Origin of the sequence: Kosakonia sp. MUSA4, from assembly GCF_013085925.1 — a bacterium.
Taxonomy (GTDB): Bacteria; Pseudomonadota; Gammaproteobacteria; order Enterobacterales; family Enterobacteriaceae; genus Kosakonia; species Kosakonia sacchari_B.
This window is the reverse complement of the sequence record NZ_CP025697.1, coordinates 4,619,396-4,639,986: the sequence shown is the minus strand read 5'-3', so window position 1 is coordinate 4,639,986 and position 20,591 is coordinate 4,619,396. Positions and strand designations below refer to the sequence as shown.

General features: G+C 55.2%; 19 protein-coding genes and 1 pseudogene. 19 read left to right on the top strand and 1 reads right to left on the bottom strand.

Going from position 1 to position 20,591, the window contains the following annotated elements; translation table 11 throughout:
* Positions 1-449 precede the first annotated feature (449 nt).
* From C0557_RS21955 to pilV, 19 genes are all read left to right on the top strand, one after another.
* Positions 450-1,169, top strand: coding sequence for a PFL_4669 family integrating conjugative element protein (locus C0557_RS21955; RefSeq protein ID WP_208661058.1), 720 nt, complete (start codon positions 450-452; stop codon positions 1,167-1,169).
* Between the two features lie 16 nt (positions 1,170-1,185).
* Positions 1,186-3,198: a DNA topoisomerase III gene (locus tag C0557_RS21950; protein ID WP_208661050.1), complete on the top strand. Its 2,013-nt coding sequence runs from the start codon at positions 1,186-1,188 to the stop codon at positions 3,196-3,198.
* A 631-nt stretch (positions 3,199-3,829) separates the two neighbouring features.
* Positions 3,830-4,324, top strand: coding sequence for an STY4534 family ICE replication protein (locus C0557_RS21945; protein WP_059011811.1), 495 nt, complete (start codon positions 3,830-3,832; stop codon positions 4,322-4,324).
* A gap of 75 nt (positions 4,325-4,399) precedes the next feature.
* Positions 4,400-4,948 (top strand): single-stranded DNA-binding protein, encoded by a 549-nt coding sequence (locus C0557_RS21940; protein WP_208661049.1) that lies wholly within the window; start codon positions 4,400-4,402, stop codon positions 4,946-4,948.
* A gap of 566 nt (positions 4,949-5,514) precedes the next feature.
* Positions 5,515-7,395, top strand: coding sequence for a reverse transcriptase domain-containing protein (locus tag C0557_RS21935; RefSeq protein ID WP_208661047.1), 1,881 nt, complete (start codon positions 5,515-5,517; stop codon positions 7,393-7,395).
* A 283-nt stretch (positions 7,396-7,678) separates the two neighbouring features.
* A complete protein-coding gene (locus C0557_RS21930; protein ID WP_059009374.1) occupies positions 7,679-7,963 on the top strand; it encodes a DUF1778 domain-containing protein in 285 nt (94 codons plus the stop codon).
* On the top strand, positions 7,954-8,436 hold the full coding sequence (locus C0557_RS21925; protein WP_208661045.1) for a GNAT family N-acetyltransferase: 483 nt from the start codon (positions 7,954-7,956) through the stop codon (positions 8,434-8,436). Before C0557_RS21930 ends, C0557_RS21925 begins: the two co-directional genes overlap by 10 nt.
* 129 nt (positions 8,437-8,565) lie before the next feature.
* Positions 8,566-8,997: a DUF29 domain-containing protein gene (locus C0557_RS21920; protein ID WP_208661044.1), complete on the top strand. Its 432-nt coding sequence runs from the start codon at positions 8,566-8,568 to the stop codon at positions 8,995-8,997.
* A 231-nt stretch (positions 8,998-9,228) separates the two neighbouring features.
* Positions 9,229-10,515 carry a TcpQ domain-containing protein gene (locus C0557_RS21915; protein ID WP_208661042.1) on the top strand — a complete coding sequence of 429 codons (1,287 nt, stop codon included), beginning with the start codon at positions 9,229-9,231 and terminating at the stop codon, positions 10,513-10,515.
* Between the two features lies 1 nt (position 10,516).
* Entirely contained in the window at positions 10,517-10,960 is a 444-nt protein-coding gene (gene pilM / locus C0557_RS21910) for a type IV pilus biogenesis protein PilM (RefSeq protein WP_208661040.1), read from the top strand.
* Positions 10,961-10,979: 19 nt separating this feature from the next.
* Entirely contained in the window at positions 10,980-12,653 is a 1,674-nt protein-coding gene (locus C0557_RS21905; protein WP_208661038.1) for a PilN family type IVB pilus formation outer membrane protein, read from the top strand.
* Positions 12,654-12,655: 2 nt separating this feature from the next.
* Positions 12,656-13,936: a type 4b pilus protein PilO2 gene (gene pilO2, locus C0557_RS21900; protein ID WP_208661036.1), complete on the top strand. Its 1,281-nt coding sequence runs from the start codon at positions 12,656-12,658 to the stop codon at positions 13,934-13,936.
* The gene (gene pilP / locus C0557_RS21895) at positions 13,923-14,420 is read left to right on the top strand and encodes a type IV pilus biogenesis protein PilP (protein WP_208661034.1); all 498 of its coding nucleotides are present in this window, start codon (positions 13,923-13,925) and stop codon (positions 14,418-14,420) included. The genes pilO2 and pilP overlap by 14 nt, the downstream gene beginning before the upstream one ends.
* 7 nt (positions 14,421-14,427) lie before the next feature.
* Entirely contained in the window at positions 14,428-16,002 is a 1,575-nt protein-coding gene (locus C0557_RS21890) for a GspE/PulE family protein (protein WP_208661032.1), read from the top strand.
* Entirely contained in the window at positions 15,992-17,107 is a 1,116-nt protein-coding gene (locus tag C0557_RS21885; RefSeq protein WP_208661030.1) for a type II secretion system F family protein, read from the top strand. Before C0557_RS21890 ends, C0557_RS21885 begins: the two co-directional genes overlap by 11 nt.
* A gap of 9 nt (positions 17,108-17,116) precedes the next feature.
* Positions 17,117-17,713, top strand: a complete 597-nt coding sequence (locus C0557_RS21880; RefSeq protein ID WP_059012631.1) for a type 4 pilus major pilin — start codon at positions 17,117-17,119, stop codon at positions 17,711-17,713.
* A gap of 4 nt (positions 17,714-17,717) precedes the next feature.
* Positions 17,718-18,197, top strand: coding sequence for a lytic transglycosylase domain-containing protein (locus C0557_RS21875; protein WP_208661028.1), 480 nt, complete (start codon positions 17,718-17,720; stop codon positions 18,195-18,197).
* Positions 18,194-18,850, top strand: coding sequence for a prepilin peptidase (locus tag C0557_RS21870; RefSeq protein ID WP_208661026.1), 657 nt, complete (start codon positions 18,194-18,196; stop codon positions 18,848-18,850). The genes C0557_RS21875 and C0557_RS21870 overlap by 4 nt, the downstream gene beginning before the upstream one ends.
* 5 nt (positions 18,851-18,855) lie before the next feature.
* Entirely contained in the window at positions 18,856-20,190 is a 1,335-nt protein-coding gene (pilV, locus tag C0557_RS21865; RefSeq protein WP_371813217.1) for a shufflon system plasmid conjugative transfer pilus tip adhesin PilV, read from the top strand.
* Positions 20,191-20,227: 37 nt separating this feature from the next.
* Here the strand turns inward: pilV and C0557_RS21860 are convergent.
* Positions 20,228-20,591 (bottom strand): annotated as a pseudogene (locus tag C0557_RS21860) (Shufflon protein B); the annotation flags it as partial.

The window sequence follows — 20,591 nt, the reverse complement described above, 5'->3', positions numbered from 1 at the left end:
GGGGCGCGGAAAGGTTAAAAAATGAACAGCACTGCAAGACGCAACAGTGGCTCAAAGGTGAATGGCATTGTGGGCTGCAAAAGTGGTTAAAAAGTGAGCTTGCTGCGGGGCGCTGCAAGGTTAAAAAATGAACAACACTGCAAGGCGCAACAGTGGCTTAAAGGTGAATGGCATTATGGGCTGCGAAAGTGATTAAAAAGTGAGCTTGCTGCGGGGCGCAGCAAGGTTGAAAAATAAACAACACTGCAAGGCGCAACAGTGGCTCAAAGGTGAATGGCATTGTGGGCTGCAAAGTAGTTAAAAAGTGAGCTTACTGCGGGGCGCAACAAGATCAAAAAAACAACCAGATGTTAATTTCTTAATTGGCGTTATGAGTTTCACATTGTTGGTCATGCGTGTGATTCAGGACTATGCCAGCTCTTCTTAACTGAATACAGGTGACGACAACGATGGCAGAAAAGCAAAAACGGGCCGGTGCGCTCCAGTCCGAACTTCATATTGAACTCCATACCAATTATGCGATCGGTTTATGGGAAGGGAGAAAAGCTGAAAAGCGGGAGGACGGTAAAAAGGGAAAGCAACCCATTATGGGAATGCCCCAGTTCCTTTACCGTGCCAACCTCATTAACAAAGACTCACTTCAGAATGATCCCTGGGCAGATATGGCCATGCTGGCCCTGGAGGAAAAAATTGAGTATGCCGGCAAAGAAATGAATACGCTGATTGAAACGCTGGACAGGCAGATGAACTTCATTCCGGCCGGTGTGACCATCAGCGATGCCCAGGCTGCCGAACCACTGGACCTGACCGTGTTCAGTGGTACTCCGCTGGGGTATCGCTGCGTGTTCCTGCTGATGGGGTTTGATCAGTTTGCTAAAAGAGTTCTTCAGGCAGCGCACTATGGGGTTATTTCCCGTACCCATCGCTATGATCTTCTCAGCGATGGCAGCCGCCTTCTGCGGGAAATTTACGGATGCGTGCTGCGATATCGTAAAACCGGCGCAACCCGTCTGGATGCGGTTGAGAATAATGAAGTCTGGCAGAAAGCCTGTCAGGAGGCGGGTGAGCCCGATCGTGCCGTTCTGCTCGGAGAAAAGCGCTCAGCCTTTTCACCGCCGGTGAATGAAGCGAGCGTGAACCTGCTGCGCCTGCGTTATCAGGCAGTCTGAGTCGCAGGAGGCAGGTATGCGGCTTTATATCTGTGAAAAACCTTCCCAGGGGCGTGATCTTGCCGGGGTTCTCGGTGCCACCCGACGTGGTGACGGCTTTCTGGCGGGTGGTGGCGTCACTGTCACCTGGGCAGTGGGTCACCTGCTGGAAACCGCCCCGCCGGAGGCCTACGGTCAGCAGTACGGTAAACCCTGGTCGCTCTCTGCTCTGCCCATACTGCCGGCACCCTGGCAGGTTGTTGTCAAAAAAGAGACGCAGGATCAGTTTAAAGTCATCGAGCGGCTGCTGCGTCAGGTTGATGACGTGGTCATTGCCACTGATGCTGACCGTGAGGGTGAGGTCATTGCGCGCGAGCTGCTGGATTACTGCCGCTGGGAAGGCCCGGTACAGCGGCTCTGGCTGTCTGCGCTGGATGAACTCAGCATCCGGGCAGCCCTGCAGGACCTCCGCCCCGGTCAGGCCACACTCGGAATGTATCACGCCGGACTGGGGCGCGCCCGGGCCGACTGGCTGATAGGGATGAACCTCTCCCGCCTTTATACCCTGCGTGCCGCCGAGGCCGGCTTCGACGGCGTGATTTCGGTCGGCCGCGTGCAGACTCCAACCCTGGCGCTGGTTGTCCGCCGGGACCGGGAAATCGCGTCTTTCGTGCCAAAGCCTTACTGGCAGGTTAAAGCGTTCATTTCGGCCGGGGGGCTCACCTTTCCGGCACAATGGGTGCCGGCGAAGGTGTATACTGATGAGGAAAAGCGCTGTATTCACCAGAACATCGCGCAGCAGGTGGCGCAGCTCTGCCGGCAGACAGGTCAGGCCGTGGTGACAGAATGCGACACAAAGCGCGAAAAAGCCGCTGCGCCGCTGGCTTTCTCGCTCGGGTCCCTGCAGCAGGCCTGTGGCAGGCTGTGGGATATGTCTCCGCAGCAGGTGCTCGATACCGCGCAGAGCCTGTATGAAAAGCACAAAGCCACCACCTACCCCCGCACAGACTGCGGTTACCTGCCCGAATCCATGCGGGAGGAGATTGCCGGTGTGCTCGATGCCATCGGCCTCACCGATCCGGAATGTGCGCCGGTACTGGCACGCCTCGACAGAGCATTTACCTCGCGCATCTGGAACGACAAAAAAATCACGGCACACCACGGTATCATCCCGACCCGCAACGCGTTTCAGTTGTCCGCGCTGACGGAGACCGAGCGTAACGTCTATCTGCTTATCCGGCGTAACTATCTGGCTCAGTTCCTCCCCCTGCATGAATCTGACATTACCCGGCTGCAGTTCGACATCGGCGGGCAACTGTTCCGTACCACCGGGCGCACGGAGGTGATAAAGGGCTGGAAGGTCCTGTTTGACAAAGCCGGTGACGATGAGGTTCAGGAGGATGATGAAGCAGGCGTTGCCCTGCCGCCGCTGGCGCAGAATGACCGCTGCGCGGTAACAGGTGCAGAGGTCACGCAGCTGATGACCCGTCCGCCGGCGCACTATACCTTTGCCACCCTGATTGGTGCCATGATGAACGCTGCGGCTTTTGTCACCGACATCGCGCTGCGTAAGGTGCTGAAAGACAATGCGGGCCTGGGCACTGAAGCCACCCGTGCCGGCATCGTTGAACAACTGCTGAACCGTCACTTTATTATGCGTAAAGGCAGCAAAATAATGGCGACCGAACTGGGTGCCGATGTGATTGATGCCCTTCCGCCGCAGCTGACCGAACCGGGCATGACGGCGCTCTGGGAACAGGCGCTGGATGAGGTCGCCGCCGGTCGAATGTCCCTGGAAAACTTTCTGCAGCGGCAGGCCGGCTGGACGCGAAACCTGGTCAGCCAGGGCGCACAGCAGCAGGTGCGTATCCGTATTCCGCCCTCACCAGCCTGCCCACTTTGCGGCGGTAAGACCCGTCTGCGCAGGGGAGAGAAAGGGGAATTCTGGAGCTGCCAGCGTTATCCGGCGTGCAAAGGCGTCATCAACATCGGGAGCAGCAAAAAGAAACGGCCGCGCAGATCTAAGTCTCCTGAATCAAAGAAGAATTAATCCCCTGACTCCGATTGCGGGGCGTTGTGGCCTCTGTTATTGTGACCCCGGCTCTGAAGCCGCACCCCGTGACTGCGGGTTCAGGCAGCATCTAATGCATGTGCTGCCTGAATACAGTCTGACCGGCCCCGTCCACACCTGAACGGGAGGCGGTAAGGCACATAAACTCCGTGAAACCCGTGCCGGGCCCTTTCAGCCTGCGGAGCAACTGCCATGTGCAGGTTAACCTCAGGTCGATGGTGCAGACCTCAGAAGGCGGTGCCGCAGGGCGCCGCTTTTTTATTTTTGTGTACTGATGATTTTTTGCACGCGACGGCGTTGACATCCATGACATCTGAATGAATGATAAAGAGGCTAATCGTTGTCGTTCCGACAACTGCCAATGTTCCGGTGATTTGAGAGGGACGCCTTAGGGTAATCACATGCCAATGCCATCATAACCTGAGAGATGGCGCTTTCGGGCGGTTCAAACCTGTTAACCTTTGCAAACAGGGACCTGATGACCAGGTTAAGGTCCATTTCACCAATTCAGCCAGTCGGCAAACCTTGCTGACCTCCCTGCGGGAAACACTTCCCGTAGGGGACAGATGTTTCTCCGCAACCTGTTCAGTTTTACTCCGGAGAAACCATCATGACTGCAACTACGACTCAAACCCCTGCTTCAAACGGCTCTGCTTCTGGTACTCAGAAAAAAGAGTATTTCAACCTCAACGTTAACGGTATCGGCTATCTGAGTTCGATCCGCCGTGTTCAGAGTGGTAATGGCGAGTTCACCTGCGCTGTTATCAATGCCCTGACCGGTCCGACAGATAATGCCAGTTACCAGCGTTTCGACGTCACTGTCGCGGGCGCCGATAACACCAAACTCATCAATCGCTGCCAGAAGGCGGTGGATGAAGAGGAAAAGGTGTTAATCGGTTTCGTTCTCAGTGGGCTTAAAGCTGAAGTGTTCACCCTGCAGTCGGGTGATCATGCCGGTGAAAGCCGTCCTTCCCTGAAGGCTCGCCTGATTAAGGTTGAGTTTATCAAGAAAGGGCAGGACGTTGTCTATACAGCACCTAATGCTTCCCAGACGCCGGAATCCGGTTCATCTGCTCCTAAAGAGTACGATCCGAACTCATTCTAAGCGCCACGGACACACCACCGGAACACATCCCGGTGGATGTGCTCCTCTCAACCCCATTCTTAAGAGGAAATCATTATGTCCGCACGCGGCGTCAACAAAGTCATTCTTGTCGGCAACTTAGGCCAGGACCCCGAAGTACGCTATACGCCAAATGGTAAAGCTGTGACCGGTTTAAGTCTGGCCACATCAGAATCATGGCGTGATAAACAGAGCGGTGAAAACCGTGAAAATACCGAATGGCATCGTGTCGTGCTGTTTGGCAAGTTGGCTGAGGTTGCCGGTGAATACCTGCGTAAGGGTTCACAGGTCTATATCGAAGGTCAGTTGCGCACCCGCAAGTGGACGGATAACAGTGGTACTGACCGCTGGACAACCGAAATCGTTGTGGGCGTTAACGGAACGATGCAGATGCTGGGCGGTAGCCGTAGCAACAGCACCAACACCAGTGGAAATAATGCGCCGTCAGGTCAGCAGAGTGGCTGGGGTCAGCCTCAGCAACCTCAGCAGAGCCAGTCAGCGCCACGAAATCCGCAGAATGAGCCACCGATGGACTTTGACGATGACATACCGTTTCTGGGTGCGCCGTTTTGCTTTGTAAATCAAGTGGTTAATTCAAGTCATTGAGTTAATCATAGGCTGTTGGAGTGCCTATTGCAAGCCTGACTTATCCTTACCCAGTAATGGGTTTGAACCTCGAAAGAGGGAGGGGAGTGTAGCATGTCAGGAAAAGGCTGGTTGCGGGGAAATAACCTACTTTGCGCCAGCCATTGCAAGTCCCATATGGTTAAGCCTGATTGGTTGAATCATAGTTCATAGTGGGTTTCGGGATATCTATGGCTCACGGTTATTCAGGAGTCATACCAATATTTATAGTAATTATGTGTAGAAGGCTACTATATCCAACAATATTGGCACCTGCTCGGTGAGAGTGGTAATTGAACGTAAGTGGAACCTAAGTGGGATGCACCTTGACTACAAAGAAATACGGGATTACCTAAGTTGGTTAAGTCATTAACCAATACGGTAACGGAGACTCCGTAGTACCCAACGTAGCTCTGTAATGGAGTCGCAATTGGCTAACCAATCTGAAAAAATATATAAGTCGATAAGTAATTATCGGTGAAGTTATATTCGTAAGGGGGAAGGGAGTCAGTTGGATCTATACTAATAGAAGCGAGGTTCGATAGTCAGTGCTATCACAAAGAACACTCAATGCTCTAAGTGGTATAAACAAAGCCAGTACACAAGGCCATAAGATCAAGAAGCTGCACAAAATCATGTGTAGCAATAAAGATCTTTGGGCGCAGGCCTATGCCAATATTTATTCTAATCAGGGAGCCATGACGAGAGGAATAAATAATAATACGATGGATGAGATGAGCGTGGACAGGATTATTAATCTCATTCAGCTTATAAACTCAGACTCGTATAAACCCAAACCTTGCAGGCGCACACACATACCTAAAGATGCTAGAAAACCGAATGGAAAGAAACGTCCATTAGGTATTCCAACTGGAGACGATAAATTAATACAGGAAGTAATGAGGATGTTACTGGAAGAAATCTATGAACCAGTGTTTAGCGACTGGAGCTATGGATTCAGGCCTAAACGTTCCTGTCACTCTGCATTAAAAGAAATCAGAAACGGTTGGAAAGGAACAAAATGGGTATGTGATGTTGATATCAAAGGTTACTTCGACAACATTGACCACGACCTGCTGCTGAAGTTCCTGAGTAAGCGGATCGCTGATAACAAATTTCTGGCGTTTCTCAAGAAGTTCCTGAAAGCTGGCTATCTGGACAACTGGCGTTACTTTGGCACCCACAGTGGGACACCGCAAGGTGGTATTATTTCCCCTATTCTTGCCAATGTATTTCTCCATGAACTTGATGAGTTTATGAAAAATAGAATCAGCGAGTTCGGCAAAGGGGGACGGAGGAAACCCAATCCCATATACAAAAGAGCACTACAGAACCGGGCAAATCGTATTAAATGGATCAGGCAAGGTTTCGGCGCTTCAGGAATGCCTGCTGATGAGCAGAAAATCCAAAAATGGAAATATGAAGCGGATGAACTGGAGAAACAATTGCGCACGCTATCCAGTGTTATTATGGATGATACTGAATTCAAAAGAATGCGGTATGTTCGATATGCTGATGATTTTCTGATTGGTGTGATAGGAAGTAAAAGTGAGGCAAAAAAGATAATGAAGGAAGTTGTCGATTTTGTTGAAACTGAACTTCACCTGGAGATATCAAAGGAGAAATCCGGCATTATTGACCCTAAGAAAGGATTCACTTTTCTCGGTTATGAAATTAAAACACGCCGTGAAAGCAAACAGGTCAAATGTGTTGTAGGGCTTAATACAGATGGAAGTAAAACTCATGCGGTAAAACGTACGATAACGGAACATATCCATCTGGGCGTACCGAGGGAAAGAATCCTGAAATTCTGCTCTCTACGTGGCTATGGGAATTACGATGGTGGATATGGTAATAGCACTGGTCGGCCAGCAATGATGCACATGTCTGACTATGAAATCATTGGTCAGTACAATGCCGAAATGCGCGGTTACGCGAATTACTACAATCTTGCCCCCGTTCTCTATCTCAATAAGTTGCATTGGATATGGGAAAATAGTCTTTATAAGACGCTGGCAGGTAAACATCGGACGTCACGCACCAAAATCGCACAGCGATTAAGGCAAGCGGATGGCAGGTATGTTTATCGGGAAAATCGTAATGGAAAGGTATATGAGTTGGAGGTATTTAGACTCAAAAACAGAAGTGCGCCAAAACATAGTTCACCAGATATATTGCCGAATACGCATAAATATTCTGGCAGAACTGAATTGCTGGACAGGATGGCTGCACGCCAATGTGAATATTGCGGTACCAGAACCGGTCCTTTTGAAGTCCACCATGTGAGGAAACTTAAGGATATTAAGTCAGGTACAGATAACTGGAAGAAACTGATGATTGCCCGTAACAGGAAAACATTAGTGATCTGCCGGATTTGTCACGTCAATCTTCACCGAGGAACACTGCCAGACCAAAGAACCTTTGTTTGATTCAATGGAGAGCCGTATGCACAGAAATGTGCACGTACGGTTCGGTGGGGGGGCAACGGCTAACCCGTTCTGGGCGCACGTGCCCTACCCAACGGCACGGGTATGGCATTTGCCGGAAAGCCATTTACGCAATTTCTTAACGGATTCATATAATTATACCCTCTCATGCGCCAGTTCAGTCTGGCGCTTTCTTTTTCAGCTTAAGCTGAAAACTATGTATAGCAATTTGCTACCATTCAGGCTATCATGCGTGTATAGCAATTTGTTACCAACAGGAGTAATTATGCAAACTACTGTCCGTAAGTCCGTTCGAGATAAGCAAATCAATATCCGTGCAACGGATGAAGAACGCGCAGTGATTGATTATGCTGCGAGTCTGGTTAACAAAAACCGTACTGATTTCATCATTGAAAGGGCTGTGCATGAGGCCCAGAACATTATTCTGGACCAGCGCGTGTTCGTTCTTGATGATGCCCGTTACCAGGAATTCATCAGGCAGCTCGAAGCCCCTGTGCAGAATGTTGAAGGTCGTCAGCGGCTGATGGATGTAAAACCTGAATGGAAATAAATGTCACTGCGCCTGCTTTACTGACAGAAGAGCATGTCCTTCACTCGTTCGATTGCGGGAATGAGGTACTTGATGACTGGCTTCGCCGGCGTGCGATGAAGAATCAGCATCTCAATGCTTCCCGTACATTCGTCATCTGTCCTGAAGGTACTGCGCGTGTGGTGGGGTATTATTCCATTGCGACGGGCTCAGTGAGTCATGTCGATTTGAGCCGTAGCCTGCGACAGAATATGCCCGATCCCGTACCGGTTGTTTTGCTGGGCCGCCTTGCAGTCGATGTATCTACTCAGGGCAATAACTTCGGGAAATGGTTGCTGAATGATGCCGTGGTACGCGTTTCGAATCTGGCGGATCAGGTCGGCATCAAGGCTATCATGGTACATGCAATTGATGAGCAGGCTAAAGCGTTCTACGAATACTTTGGCTTTGTGCCGTCACCGATTGCGACTAACACGTTATTCTACAAAATATGATGGTTTCATGCTGGTAGTCATCTGTTGAACACCCGGAGCTGAAATCACATTAAACGCCGGTTTTCCGGCGTTTTTCTTATCTTTCTTCTGGCACAACGTATTAATCAGGAATGTCACTGGAGATCAACCATGAACACACGATATGAAGCTGACATTGTTGCCTGGGCTCAGGAGCAGGCGGCTTTACTCCGTGCCGGTCGGTTCTCTGAGATTGATATAGCTAATATCGCCGAGGAGATCGAGGACGTGGGTAAAAGCGAAAAGCGCGAATTTGCCTGTCGCATAGCCGTTCTGCTGGCGCATCTTCTCAAATGGAAGTTCCAGCCGGGGCGTCGTGGCTGCAGCTGGCAGCGAACCATTAAGGAACAAAGAAAAGTGCTGGCACTTCATATAAAAGAAACACCCAGTCTTAAAACTGCGCTTTCTGATACTGACTGGATTGCGGCAGTCTGGGCCGATGCGGTGTCTTCTGCCGCGCAGGAAACACAGCTCGATGTTTTTCCTGAAGATTGCATCTGGGATATGGGACACATTTTGTCGCAGGAATTTTACCCGGAATGATCTGTCAGCATTTCTGACCACAAAGCGCCTGAGGGCGCTTTTTTTATGGGGATTTTAAATTCTCATCGGTTTTGCCGAGCCTCCGGCAGTCCGTAAACCTGATCTGACAGCCTGACGGGCCCAGAGTCCCGGCTTTTTTCTTTATTTGGCAGTCAGAGTTTCACGTTGTCCGTTTTTTCTTCACCGCCAGAATAGCACTCCTGACTAAGACTAATCCTGGGGTGAATCCTGATGGCAGTACCTTCCAGACGTGTGACAACGGGCGCCGCCCTCCTCGCCTGTTCAGTTATCCAAGCTGGCTGCAGCAGCGCGGTTTCTGATCCCGCGCCCTTTGCAACCGGCCGCTATCAGCAGCCCGCCCGCTTCGATGATATTTACCGCAACCGTGCTCCCGACGTGGTGAGGTACGATCGCTATACGCTGGTCAGCACGCGCCCGGACGATGCGCAGCGCGATCCGCTCAATCAGATTGTCGATATCAGCATGCCGGCGCAGCTGGTCAACACGGTCGGTGAAGGCTTTCGCTATCTGCTGCTGGAGTCAGGTTATTCACTGTGCTCAGCCACAACATCCGCATTTTCAGAACTTCTCAGCCGTCCACTGCCGGCCGTTCAGCGGGATATCGGTCCGGTCCGGCTAAGTGAAGCCCTGCAGATTGTGGCCGGACCCGCCTGGCGACTGAAGGTGGATGAAGTTAACCGCGAAATCTGCTTTGAACTGCGGGACCAGTATCGCAGCTTCTCTGCACCGTTAGCGGTTCCGGTCACACTTGCGCGACAGCATGCATCAGTTAGCCTCCCGCCTGTCATACAGCCAGCTCAGACTGCAGGGGCAGCCAGCACAGTCAATGCCGTGCCGCGTAATCCCTTTACCGGTGATACGCGCATCAACAGCACCCAGGGCTCCGGGCAAAAACCTGTACTTAAGCCGCAGAGTCTGGCCGTCCCGTCACCAGTACTGACAGCGGCGCAGGCACCGGCAGCTCAGAAATCTGCTGCGCTGCCGCCAGTCGGAAGCCCGCCGGTGCTACCACCTGCAGCTGCACCGAAAGCAGCCTCATCTCAGAAACCCCCTGTGACTGCGGTTCATCCCGTTACTGTACAGCCGACTACAGTGAATGCTGCCCGCCAGACTGTGCCCGTCCGTCCCGTCACTTCACTGCCGCCGGCCCCACCTGTCTCCAGTCAGACAGCCACTTCATATATACCGAGTACGCCGGTCACCCCCCTCCCGGTCGGCCAGACGTGGCGTGCCGAGCCGGGTTCCACGCTGAAAGAGACCCTGACCGGTTGGGCATCAAAGGCTACGTGCAGCAATGGCGGGAACTGGGTGGTCATCTGGCCGGTATCACTGGATTACCGCATTGATGCGCCTCTGGTGTTTCACGGCAACTTTGAATCCGTCCTGGTACAGGTCTTTGACCTCTACCGAAAAGCGGAAAAACCGCTGTTTGCCGAAGCCAACCGCATTCAGTGCCTGATTTCGGTGAGCGATACCCCCGCGGGCGGAGGGCACTGATATGGGCTATGCGCTGCCCATATTTGTTTTCTGTCTGGTCATTGCGCTGATGGCCGGTGATGCGCAGCGTCACTCCGCTGAACACGTCCGGCTGGCGCTGCAGCAGACTCTGCCTGACCAGCTTGCCACCGACATGCTGCGCACCGCAGATGCGGTGAACAACTGGCGCCACGGCCGGACGGTGGCTGACGGCACGGTGTCACCTGCACAGGCCGGCATCATCCCTGTGCCTGACAGCCGTATTCAGACCGTGATACAGGGGGGACGCCTCTGGGTCTGGGTGCCCGCCACCGACGGCGTGTTTGCGGCACTGCTTACGCAGTCCGTGACCTCGGCGCTGGCGCTGACTGTAAGCGGCGGGCGGCTGCGGATGGCGGATGGCACTGATATGAACCTGCCCCTGCCGTCCGGCGTGACGGAGGGCAGCATTGTTTACCTCAACTAACCTCATCAGGGAGCTGCGGATGCCGCGTTTACCTTTCTGCCTGACAGCGCTGGCCGCCGCGTTAGCGCTGTCATCATGTTCGCTGAATGAAATCAGCAAAATGGACAAGGAGGCCACGGGTCAGGCCGATACCGCTCAGCGGGTACTGCAGAGCCGCCAGACCCTGACACAGCCCACCGTTGTCTGGTCCGATAAACCCTGGGTGAACCTGCAGCCTGTCACGCCGGTCATCTCCACGCCGGATGAGAAGAACCTGCCCGCCTGCCAGATAACCATTAACCGTCCGGAGGGTATTTCGCTGCCTGAGCTGGGGCAGCGTATCACTGCGCTCTGCGGCGTGCGTGTCTCCATCACGCCGGATGCCTTTGCCGCACTGACCAGTGCTTCCACCGGATCGGTCGTGACCTCACAGATGAGCGGTAATCTGCCCGCACCGGATGATAACGGCCGGGTACCTCTCGCCCAGATGGGCACCACGTCTTCGCAGGCGGTCACTGCTCAGCAGGCCCCCTCGCTTATCCGTGGCCTGAAATATCAGGGCGATATCCGCGGACTGCTGGATATGGCGGCGAGTGGTCTGGGACTGTCATGGCGCAGCGACAGCAGCGGCGTGTATTTCTATCAGCAGGATACGCGTACCTTCCAGCTCGTTATCCTCAATACGAAGGTGAACAGCAGTGCCTCCATCAATTCCGGCTCCGGTAATCAGCTCGGCAGCGGTGGCGGTATGTCCGGGGGGACAACCGGCGACATCAGCTCGAACCAGAAGACCGACTATGGCATGAACAGCGACCTGTACGATGACATCAAAAAAACGGTTGAGCAGATGGTGACGCCAAAATCCGGCCGGTTCTGGCTGTCGGCGGCCACGGGGACGCTGAGCGTCACGGATACGCCTGACGTGCTGAACCGCATCGGACGCTATATCGAGTATCAGAACAAGGTTCTGAGCCGACAGGTCCAGCTTAATATCCAGATTGTCAGCGTCAACCAGACGCGTAACGAGCAGATGGGGCTGGACTGGGGGCTGGTCTATAAATCGCTGCAGAACGTGGGTGCCAACCTGACCGGATCAATGGCGAACGCCTCCTCATCCGCCGCCAGCGCCGGTATCTCCATTCTTGATACGGCCAGCGGCAATGCCGCGAAGTTCTCCGGCTCCAGCCTGCTGATTCATGCCCTGTCTGAGCAGGGTAACGTCAGCATGGCGCTGAATCAGACCGACCCGACCGCCAACCTGACGCCGGTGGCCTATCAGCTCTCCAAATCCACCGGGATGCTGACCAGCTCCAGTTCGACGGCCACCGCCAACGTGGGGGTGACGTCAACGATGACCACGACCAACGTCACCACCGGTCTGTTCATGACAATGTTGCCCTTCATTCAGGAAAACGGTGATGTGCAGCTGCAGTTTGCCTTCAGTTATACCAGCCCGCCGGATATCAAAAGCTTTATCAGCCGGGACGGTAATACCCGCAATGATACAGCAGACACCTCTACCGAAGGGCTCGCCCGTAAGGTCAACCTGCGTTCCGGCCAGACGCTGGTGCTGACCGGTTCTGAACAGCAGAACGTCTCGGCGGATAAGCAGGGGACGTTCACGCCGGGCAACTTTATTCTGGGCGGCGGTCAGACAGGCACGCGCGGCCGTACCACGCTCGTCATCATGATCACCCCTGTTCTGCTGAGGTAACTATGTCATCACAGAAAAAAACAGCGCGCCGCACCGGTATTCGTATCACCCACCACCGGCGGGACTGGATGGCCGGTCTTCACTGGGTGCCGCAGCGGAGCGCATTCATGGTCCGTCTGCGGAACAGGGCCTCGTCGGACACCCACTGCGTGACGGCCGGCAGAGGAAACTCATCAATGGCGGGTGTAGTCTCCCCGGGACGCGTGCGCTACCGCCTTTATGCCCTGGCCGTGGCCTTTCAGCTGTCCGAGGGCGGTAATGCCTGGGGCATTTACCGTCTGAGCCGGGATGAAGACCTGTGGGTGTTCTTTGCCGCCAGTGGTGGTCAGCTTTCCGTGATGGGTGATGTGACCGGCTCACGGGCATTCATTGAGTCTGCAGCACAGAACTTTCTGCGCTTTAACGATGCGGATGCGCCGGGCCTGCGCTGTGCGGCCACGGCAGAGGACGGGCTCGATGCCACGTCACTGACGGACCGGCTGAGTGCTGCGCAGCTGAAGCGCTGTCGACTGCAAAAACGCCGGACACTGCTGTCACTCATGCTGCCGGCCGTCATAGTGACCGTCACCGTCGCCTCCGGCGCTTACTGGTATGACGCCGTACAGCAGAAGGCTGAACAGGCGGCTGCCGCTGCGGCGTTTCGTGCCCGCATGGCGATGACACCGGAAAAACCGGTTGCCCCGGCCCGTGCACCGCACCCGTGGGCCTCACAGCCGCCGGTGTCAGTGCTGCTCAGCAACTGCTGGCTGACGCGGGAGCCGGTCTTTGCTTCGGTGGCCGGCTGGCGTTTCACCGATGGTGAGTGTGTGCCGGAAGGACTGCGGCTGCGATTTGTCGCCACACCCGGCTCAACCGTTGAAGACTTCTCCCGCCGCGCCCGCGAACTGCTGGGGCATGCGGCGGTTTTCAACCTGCAGGAAGGCGGTAAAAACGGGGATGTTTTCATCCCCTTCCGTAAATACAACGTCAGTGAGTACACCGATGAAGCCCTGCCCGGTGCCGATGCGCAGCTGATGCGCTTGATCTCACACCTGCAGCGCCGCAACCTGGACGTGAAATTCACCGAGGTGAAGCCACCTGCCGTCGCACCCGGCCAGGAGAAAATCGCGCCCGTACAGGACTGGCGGGAATTTACCTTCTCCGTCAGCTCGCGTCTGCAGCCTGAGCGCCTGTTGCAGGATTTTGATGCCACGGGGCTTCGCCTGACCAGCGTGTCCATCACCATGAGCCCGCAGGGGCAGTTCGGATACACCATGAAGGGGAGCATTTATGCGCAGAATTAATCCCGCCCGGACGGGGCTGCTGCTGTCCGTTCTGCTCAGCGGGCCCGCGCTGTCAGCCACCACCGGTGATGTACTGCCACCAAACGTTACCCTCGGTGAGCTGGAAGCCGCTCAGGCCAGGAACCTGATTCTGGAGCAGAAAGTCCAGACAGCCCGTCTGGAACAGCAGCTGCGTGAAAGCCAGTCCGGGCAGAGTACCGACCGTAATTATCTGGCGACATCCCTGCAACCCTCAGCACCGCTCATGACACAACCGGCCCAGTCACAACCGGCCGCGACATCTGTCACGGAGAAGCGCACCGGCAGTGTGCGCCTGCAGGAGATTTACGGTCGCGGCACACAGCTGCGCGCCCGCATTGTGCTGCCGGACGGTGGTGTAACCGAGGTGGTAAAAGGCGACCAGATCCCCGGCACGTCAAAACGGGTCACGGAGGTCACGTCCACGCTCGTGCGCCTCAGTGACGATTCTGAACTCTCCTTCTGAGGCCACGATGACGCCCGATAAAGATATTATGGATTTTGTGTTTGCCGAACAGCATCCGTCTGGCGGCGTGACGCTGCTTATCGACGGTAACCGGCGAAAAGAACCGGCCATACAGCGCTGGGTAATGGATGTCACCCGCGAGTATCCGACGGCAAAAACCGAGTTTGTGGCGCTGAGCGAGCTGAACCGCCGGCGCGAAGTGGCAGAACGTCAGGGGCTGGCCCTGTCTCAGAGCGTCAATGAGGCTGACCTTAACAGCCGTGATATCAGCGTGTCGCAGGATAAAGTCATCAGCTATATGAGACTGGGGAACGAGTTCAGTGCGTCTGATATCCATATTGAAATCAGCGCCGACCGTAAGCTCAGTATCGTCCAGCTGCGCATTCACGGCGAACTGGAAGTGGTTGATGAAGTGAAAGATGTGGAGGGAATGACGCTGGCCTCCACCTCCTATCTTTCCATGTGCGACGTACGCGAGCAGTCATTTTTTGCTGGCCGCGAGCAGTCAGGGCGCATTGATGCGAAGTTTGCCCGCCGTGCCGGTCTGTATGGCGCCCGCTATGAACACCGCCCCACGCCCGACGGGCTTATTGTGGTCATGCGACTCATTCCTGATGACGGCGATAACATTCCCGGGCTGCCGCAGCTGGGTTTTCTGCCGGAGCAGATAAAGCTCATTATGCAGATCCTGCGCCTGCCGGAAGGCATGGTGTTGCTGACCGGGCCGACCGGTTCCGGCAAAAGCGCCACGCTGCGTGTGTTCAGCGATATATGGCTGAAACTGACCGGGGGAAAAAAGCGCCTGCTGACGCTGGAAAACCCGCCGGAGGGACGTATCCCCGGCGCCATCCAGACCCCCGTCATGCCAGCTGACAACTCGCCGGAGGCCATCAGCCGCGCCTGGAGTAACGCCAACGCCTCCGCGCTGCGTCTCGATCCGGATGCCATCCTGAACGGCGAAATGCGTGACCTGTATTCCCTGATCGCCGCCATTTACGCCAGTGAAACCGGCCATGCGCTGTTCTCGACCCTTCATACCCAGAGCCCCATCGGTTCCCTGCGCCGAATGGAGCACTTCGGCATTGACCGCCACCTTCTGGCGGATGCCGCACTCATTACTGGCCTGATAGGCCAGCGTCTGGTGCCGCTGCTGTGTGAAAAATGCCGTATTCCCTGGCAGGTGAAAGCGCCTGAGCTTGACGGCGAAACCCGCGCGCGCCTGGAAAAATACTGCACCGTGGAGGGGGTGTGCGACACAAGCAAACTTTTCTTCCGTAATCACGAGGGCTGTCCTCACTGCCAGAAAACGGTGCCGCTGACAGGTCGCATCGTCAGCCGCGGCGTAACCGGTCGCACGGCCATTGCCGAGGTGGTCCGGACGGATGCCCGACTGATGCAGCTCTGGTTGTCTCACGGCCCGGCCGTTGCCCGTCAGTACTGGGTAAACCAGGGGGGTATCACCCGCCGTATGCATCTGCTGCGTTATCTCGGGGAGGGGCGCGTTGATCCGGTGGAAGGCGATCTTATCTGTCCGCTGGACGAGGACGACATCATGCAGTGTGAGGTGCCCTATGTCGGTTAAGACCCGTTTTTCGCCTGAGCGTGACATGTCGCTGGCGGAAATGCTGCGGTATCGCCTGGTCAGGGCAACGTTTACGGGTCAGTATCGCCAGCCGTTTTACGAAACCCTGCGCTTCCTGCTGGAAAACCGCAAACCGCTGAAAGAGGCTCTGACCATGATAGGCGAGGTGCATACCGACTTTGGTCAGCGATGGCACCCCTATCATGAGCTGGTACAGGACTGCCTGGAAGGGGTTAAGGACAACCGTGAGGGGCGCTCCCTGCAGGATGTGCTTGCTGCCTGGGCACCTTATGAAGAGGCAGCGCTTATCAGCGCGGGGATGGAAACCGGCAATATTCCCGGCGCGCTGATGCAGGCTGACAAGCTGATTGTCGCCCGCCGGCGCATCCTCGGTCAGGTGGTTTTTGCCTCGGTCTTTCCGTCAGCGCTGGCCCTGCTGAGCGCGGGGCTGCTGCTGGCCAACAACCTGGCACTGGTGCCCACCTTAAGCAAAATGTCTGACCCGGCACGCTGGACCGGTGCACTCGGGCTGATGAACGGCGTGGCACAGTGGACGGATAAGTGGGGAATGACCACAGCGGGTGCCGCTGTTGGGGGAGTCATTCTGGCGTTCTGGTCGCTACCGCGCTGGCGGGGAAAACTGCGTCGTCTGGCCGACTATCTGCTGCCCTGGTCGGTTTATAAAGATCTGCAGGGGGCGGTGTTCCTGATGAATATCGGGGCCCTGCTGGGTGCCGGCGTGCAGGAGCTCAAGGCGCTGCAGATCCTGAACGAGTTCGCTCCGCCCTGGCTGCAGGAGCGTATCGAAGGGGCAATGGAGTGTATGACCGACGGTAACTCTCTGGGCATGGCGCTGCGCCAGAGCGGTTACGACTTCCCAAGTCGCGAGGCGGTGAACTACCTCTCTCTGCTGGATAAAGGCAACAGTGCTGCGTCACTCATCACGAACTATGCCGACCGCTGGCTCGAACAGGCGCTGACGCGTGTGGCCCGGCGGGCAAACGTTACCAAACTCTTTTCTCTCGTTCTGATTATGAGTTTCTTCTTACTCATCCTGCTGATGGTGATGCAGATTCAGGACATGAACACCTTCAACATACATTAAGGAACGACTATGTCATCTCAGACATCACATTATTACCAGCGCCAGCCAGACCGGGGCTGGGGCATCCTTGAGCACGGCAGCATTGCCCTGTTTACGGTTATCGTCATCTGCATTGTCGGGGCGCTTGTCTGGAGTCTCTCCGGCAAAAAATCTGTTGCGGTGGAAACCTCAAATATCCAGACAGTTGTGACCAATGCCCAGCAGCTCAAGCAGACCCAGGGTGGGTATAACTTTACCAGTGGCACCACCATGACCGGCACGCTTATCCAGCAGGGGGGCGCGCCGAAGGCCGGCTGGACGATTCAGGGGACGGCCAGTTCCGGCACGGCGACGATGTGGAACAGCTATGGCGGCCAGGTTGTCATGGCACCGGTGGCATCAAACGGATTCAATAATGGTTTCTCCGTCACCACACAGAAAGTGCCGCAGGCCGACTGTATCTCCATTGCCACCCAGCTCGGCTCCGGTGGCGCGTTCAGTGCCATCAGCCTTAACAGCACCGACTACAGTGACGGCCTGGTCAGCGCCGAAGATGCCGGCAAAGCCTGTACCGCTGACACAGGCATGACCGGTAACAACACCCTGGTCTTCACGCACAACGGCTGATGACATGCTGCGCCTGACTGCTCTCCTGCTGTTTATCCTGCTCAGCCCCCGCGCGGGGGCATTCTGCTTCGACGCAGCAGGGACAAAGTACCACATCGATCCGCTGCTGATTCAGGCCATTGCCACCGGCGAAAGCAGTCTGCGTCCGGGGATTACGAATGTTAACCGCGATAAAAAGACCGGGCGTGCGCTCAGCACTGATTACGGGTTGATGCAGGTCAACTCCTCACACATCCCGGCGCTGATAGCGCAGAGGGTTATCCGTAGTTCACAGGATCTGCTGACCCGTCCCTGTCTCAATGTGCAGATTGGTACATGGATTCTGGCGAAACATTTTCAGGTATGCGGCATCAGCTGGAACTGTCTGGGTTCTTACAACGCTGGTTTTCGTCAGGATCGCCACGAAACGCGCGAATCTTACGCCAACCGGATTTATGCCATTTACCGGCGCCTTTTACTGAAAGAACGGGGGATCAGACTGTGACACTGCTGACGCTGAGTATGCCGTGGCCAACGCTTGGCATCATTTTTCCACTGAGCCTCGGTTTGTTTAATTTTATGGCGAGCCTCGTCCGTATTGACCTGGTGACATCAGGTCACTGGAACGGGCGCAGTGCCCCTGTGCCTCCCGGGATAGTCTGGCTGTACGCCGCTGCTGTCAGCGTCATGCTGCTGGCACCTGCACCGGCGATGACGCGCCTGCTGTCATTTTTCCTCAGCCTGTTTCTTTTCAGAATGACGCTTACCGATGCGCTGACGGGACTGCTGCCCCGCGAAATGACGGTGAGCTGCCTGACGGCGGGGCTGGCGGCCGCACTTCTGCACCCGGGGTTTACCCAACATCTCCTTTCTGCGGTCATCGCGATGTTGATCTTCGGCGGCTGGCGTTATGCCTCAACGAAGATTCATGGTCGCGAGTGTCTGGGGCTGGGCGATGTGTGGCTGGCCGGTGCCATTGCCGCATGGCTCGGTGGAACCGTTGGGCTTTATGCCCTGCTGACCGGTGTGATGTTTTTTGTCCTGTGGCAGTTATCCGTCCGTCGCATAAGCGAGGGCGGGCCGATGGGCCCCTGGCTGTGTGCCGGTGCGATGTCAGTGACACTGCCTGAACTTTATCAGCCGCTTATTACATGGTGATGCCAGTGAACTCAATAAAAACAACCGATCGTGGCTGGGCTATTCTCAGTACGGGTGCGGCTTTACTGATTCTGCTGCTGGTCAGCGTATGGGGATATTCGCTCATCAGCGACTGGATGCAGAAACGGACCTGGATGAACACCTCAGCGCAGGTGTCCCGCTTCACGCAGGCCGTAAAAAGTTATACCGGGCGTTATTACGATACGCTGCTCACCAGCGCCACCACCACCGCGCCGGTCATTGTGACACCCGCTATGCTGAAAAATACCGGTTTTCTGGAACAGGGCTTCAGTGAGACCACCATTGACGGCCAGGCTTATTCCGCTGCGGTTATACGCAATGCCACCAACACCGACCAGCTGCAGGCGATGGTCTACACGCATGATGGCTCTGCACTTCCGTTTCTTGCGCTGCGCCAGATATCAATGGATATATCCACCGGCATGGGTGGTTATGTCTGGACATCGGGTATTGCGACCGGAGCAATGGGAAGCTGGACCGTTCCTCTCGCACAGTTTGGTGTCAGCAGCACACAGGGGCATATCGCCACTCTGCTGACCGCTGACGAACTGGGCGTCTCACGCGGTGAAAGTGACCGGCTTTACCGATTTTCGGTCACCGGCAAGCCCGATCTCAATACCATGCATACCAGTATCGATATGGGCGGCAATAACCTGAACAATACCGGTACAGTTAATGCCGTAACGGGCGCTTTTAGCGGCAACGTAACGGCCAGTGGAAATATCACCGCAAACGGTACGGTGACGGGGCAGAACTTGACTGCTGGTTCAAATGTCACTGCCGGTAATGCCATTACAGCCAATAACGATATCCGTTCTAATAATGGCTGGTTCATTACGCGGGACGGTAAAGGCTGGCTCGATGAGACCCACGGTGGTGGTTTTTACATGTCAGATAATGACTGGGTCCGGGCCGTCAATAACAAAAATATTTACACCGGCGGTCAGGTACGTGGAGGTAGCGTGCGTGCAGACGGACGCCTGTCCACGGGGGAAGTTCTGCAGCTCGATGGCGTTAACACGGCGGGCGCTGCTTGCTCACCAAACGGGCTCGTAAGCCGTGATGCATCTGGTGCCATACTTTCCTGTCAATCCGGTGTGTGGAAAACCCCGGCCCCCCGAGGCGGTCAGTATGTTCTCCGCAGGTACTCGTCAGACGGCTCACTTGTGCCGGATATCCAGGTGCTTTGTCAGGCAAACCCCGTTACAGGTGGATGTAACTGCCCGGCCGGTGCAACGGACAATGCCTATATGACGGGGCAGTCGTACATGTTTGTGCCCTGGGATACGTATTTCGAGACGCATTTTTGCACATTGTGATTGCCTGCAGCCTGCCCTGAAAACAGGCAATGGGCCTTTACTGATACTGATTAACACCAAAACGGCCTGGAGAGCACCCCTCTGATGGCAGAGGGGTAGATAATATTGTGTAAGCCGTATTCGCAGGAACTTCAAAAGTGATTGAGCCAGATTTTGACCATTCAGGGTTGTTATCATTACCGTAAGACACTGTTACCCCATTAACGATTCCTGATAAATTCCATGTATTTACGCACGCCCCATCTTTTACTGAGCGTGAAACAATAGAGTTACCGCCCTGGGCATAAACAGTCATCGTTGTTGTTCCTGAATTGTATCCGTTGTACTGCGAATCAAAGGTACCTACATAGCTATAACTACCGTTGCTGACATTTCCCCGCCACACACCGGATTGACAGTGT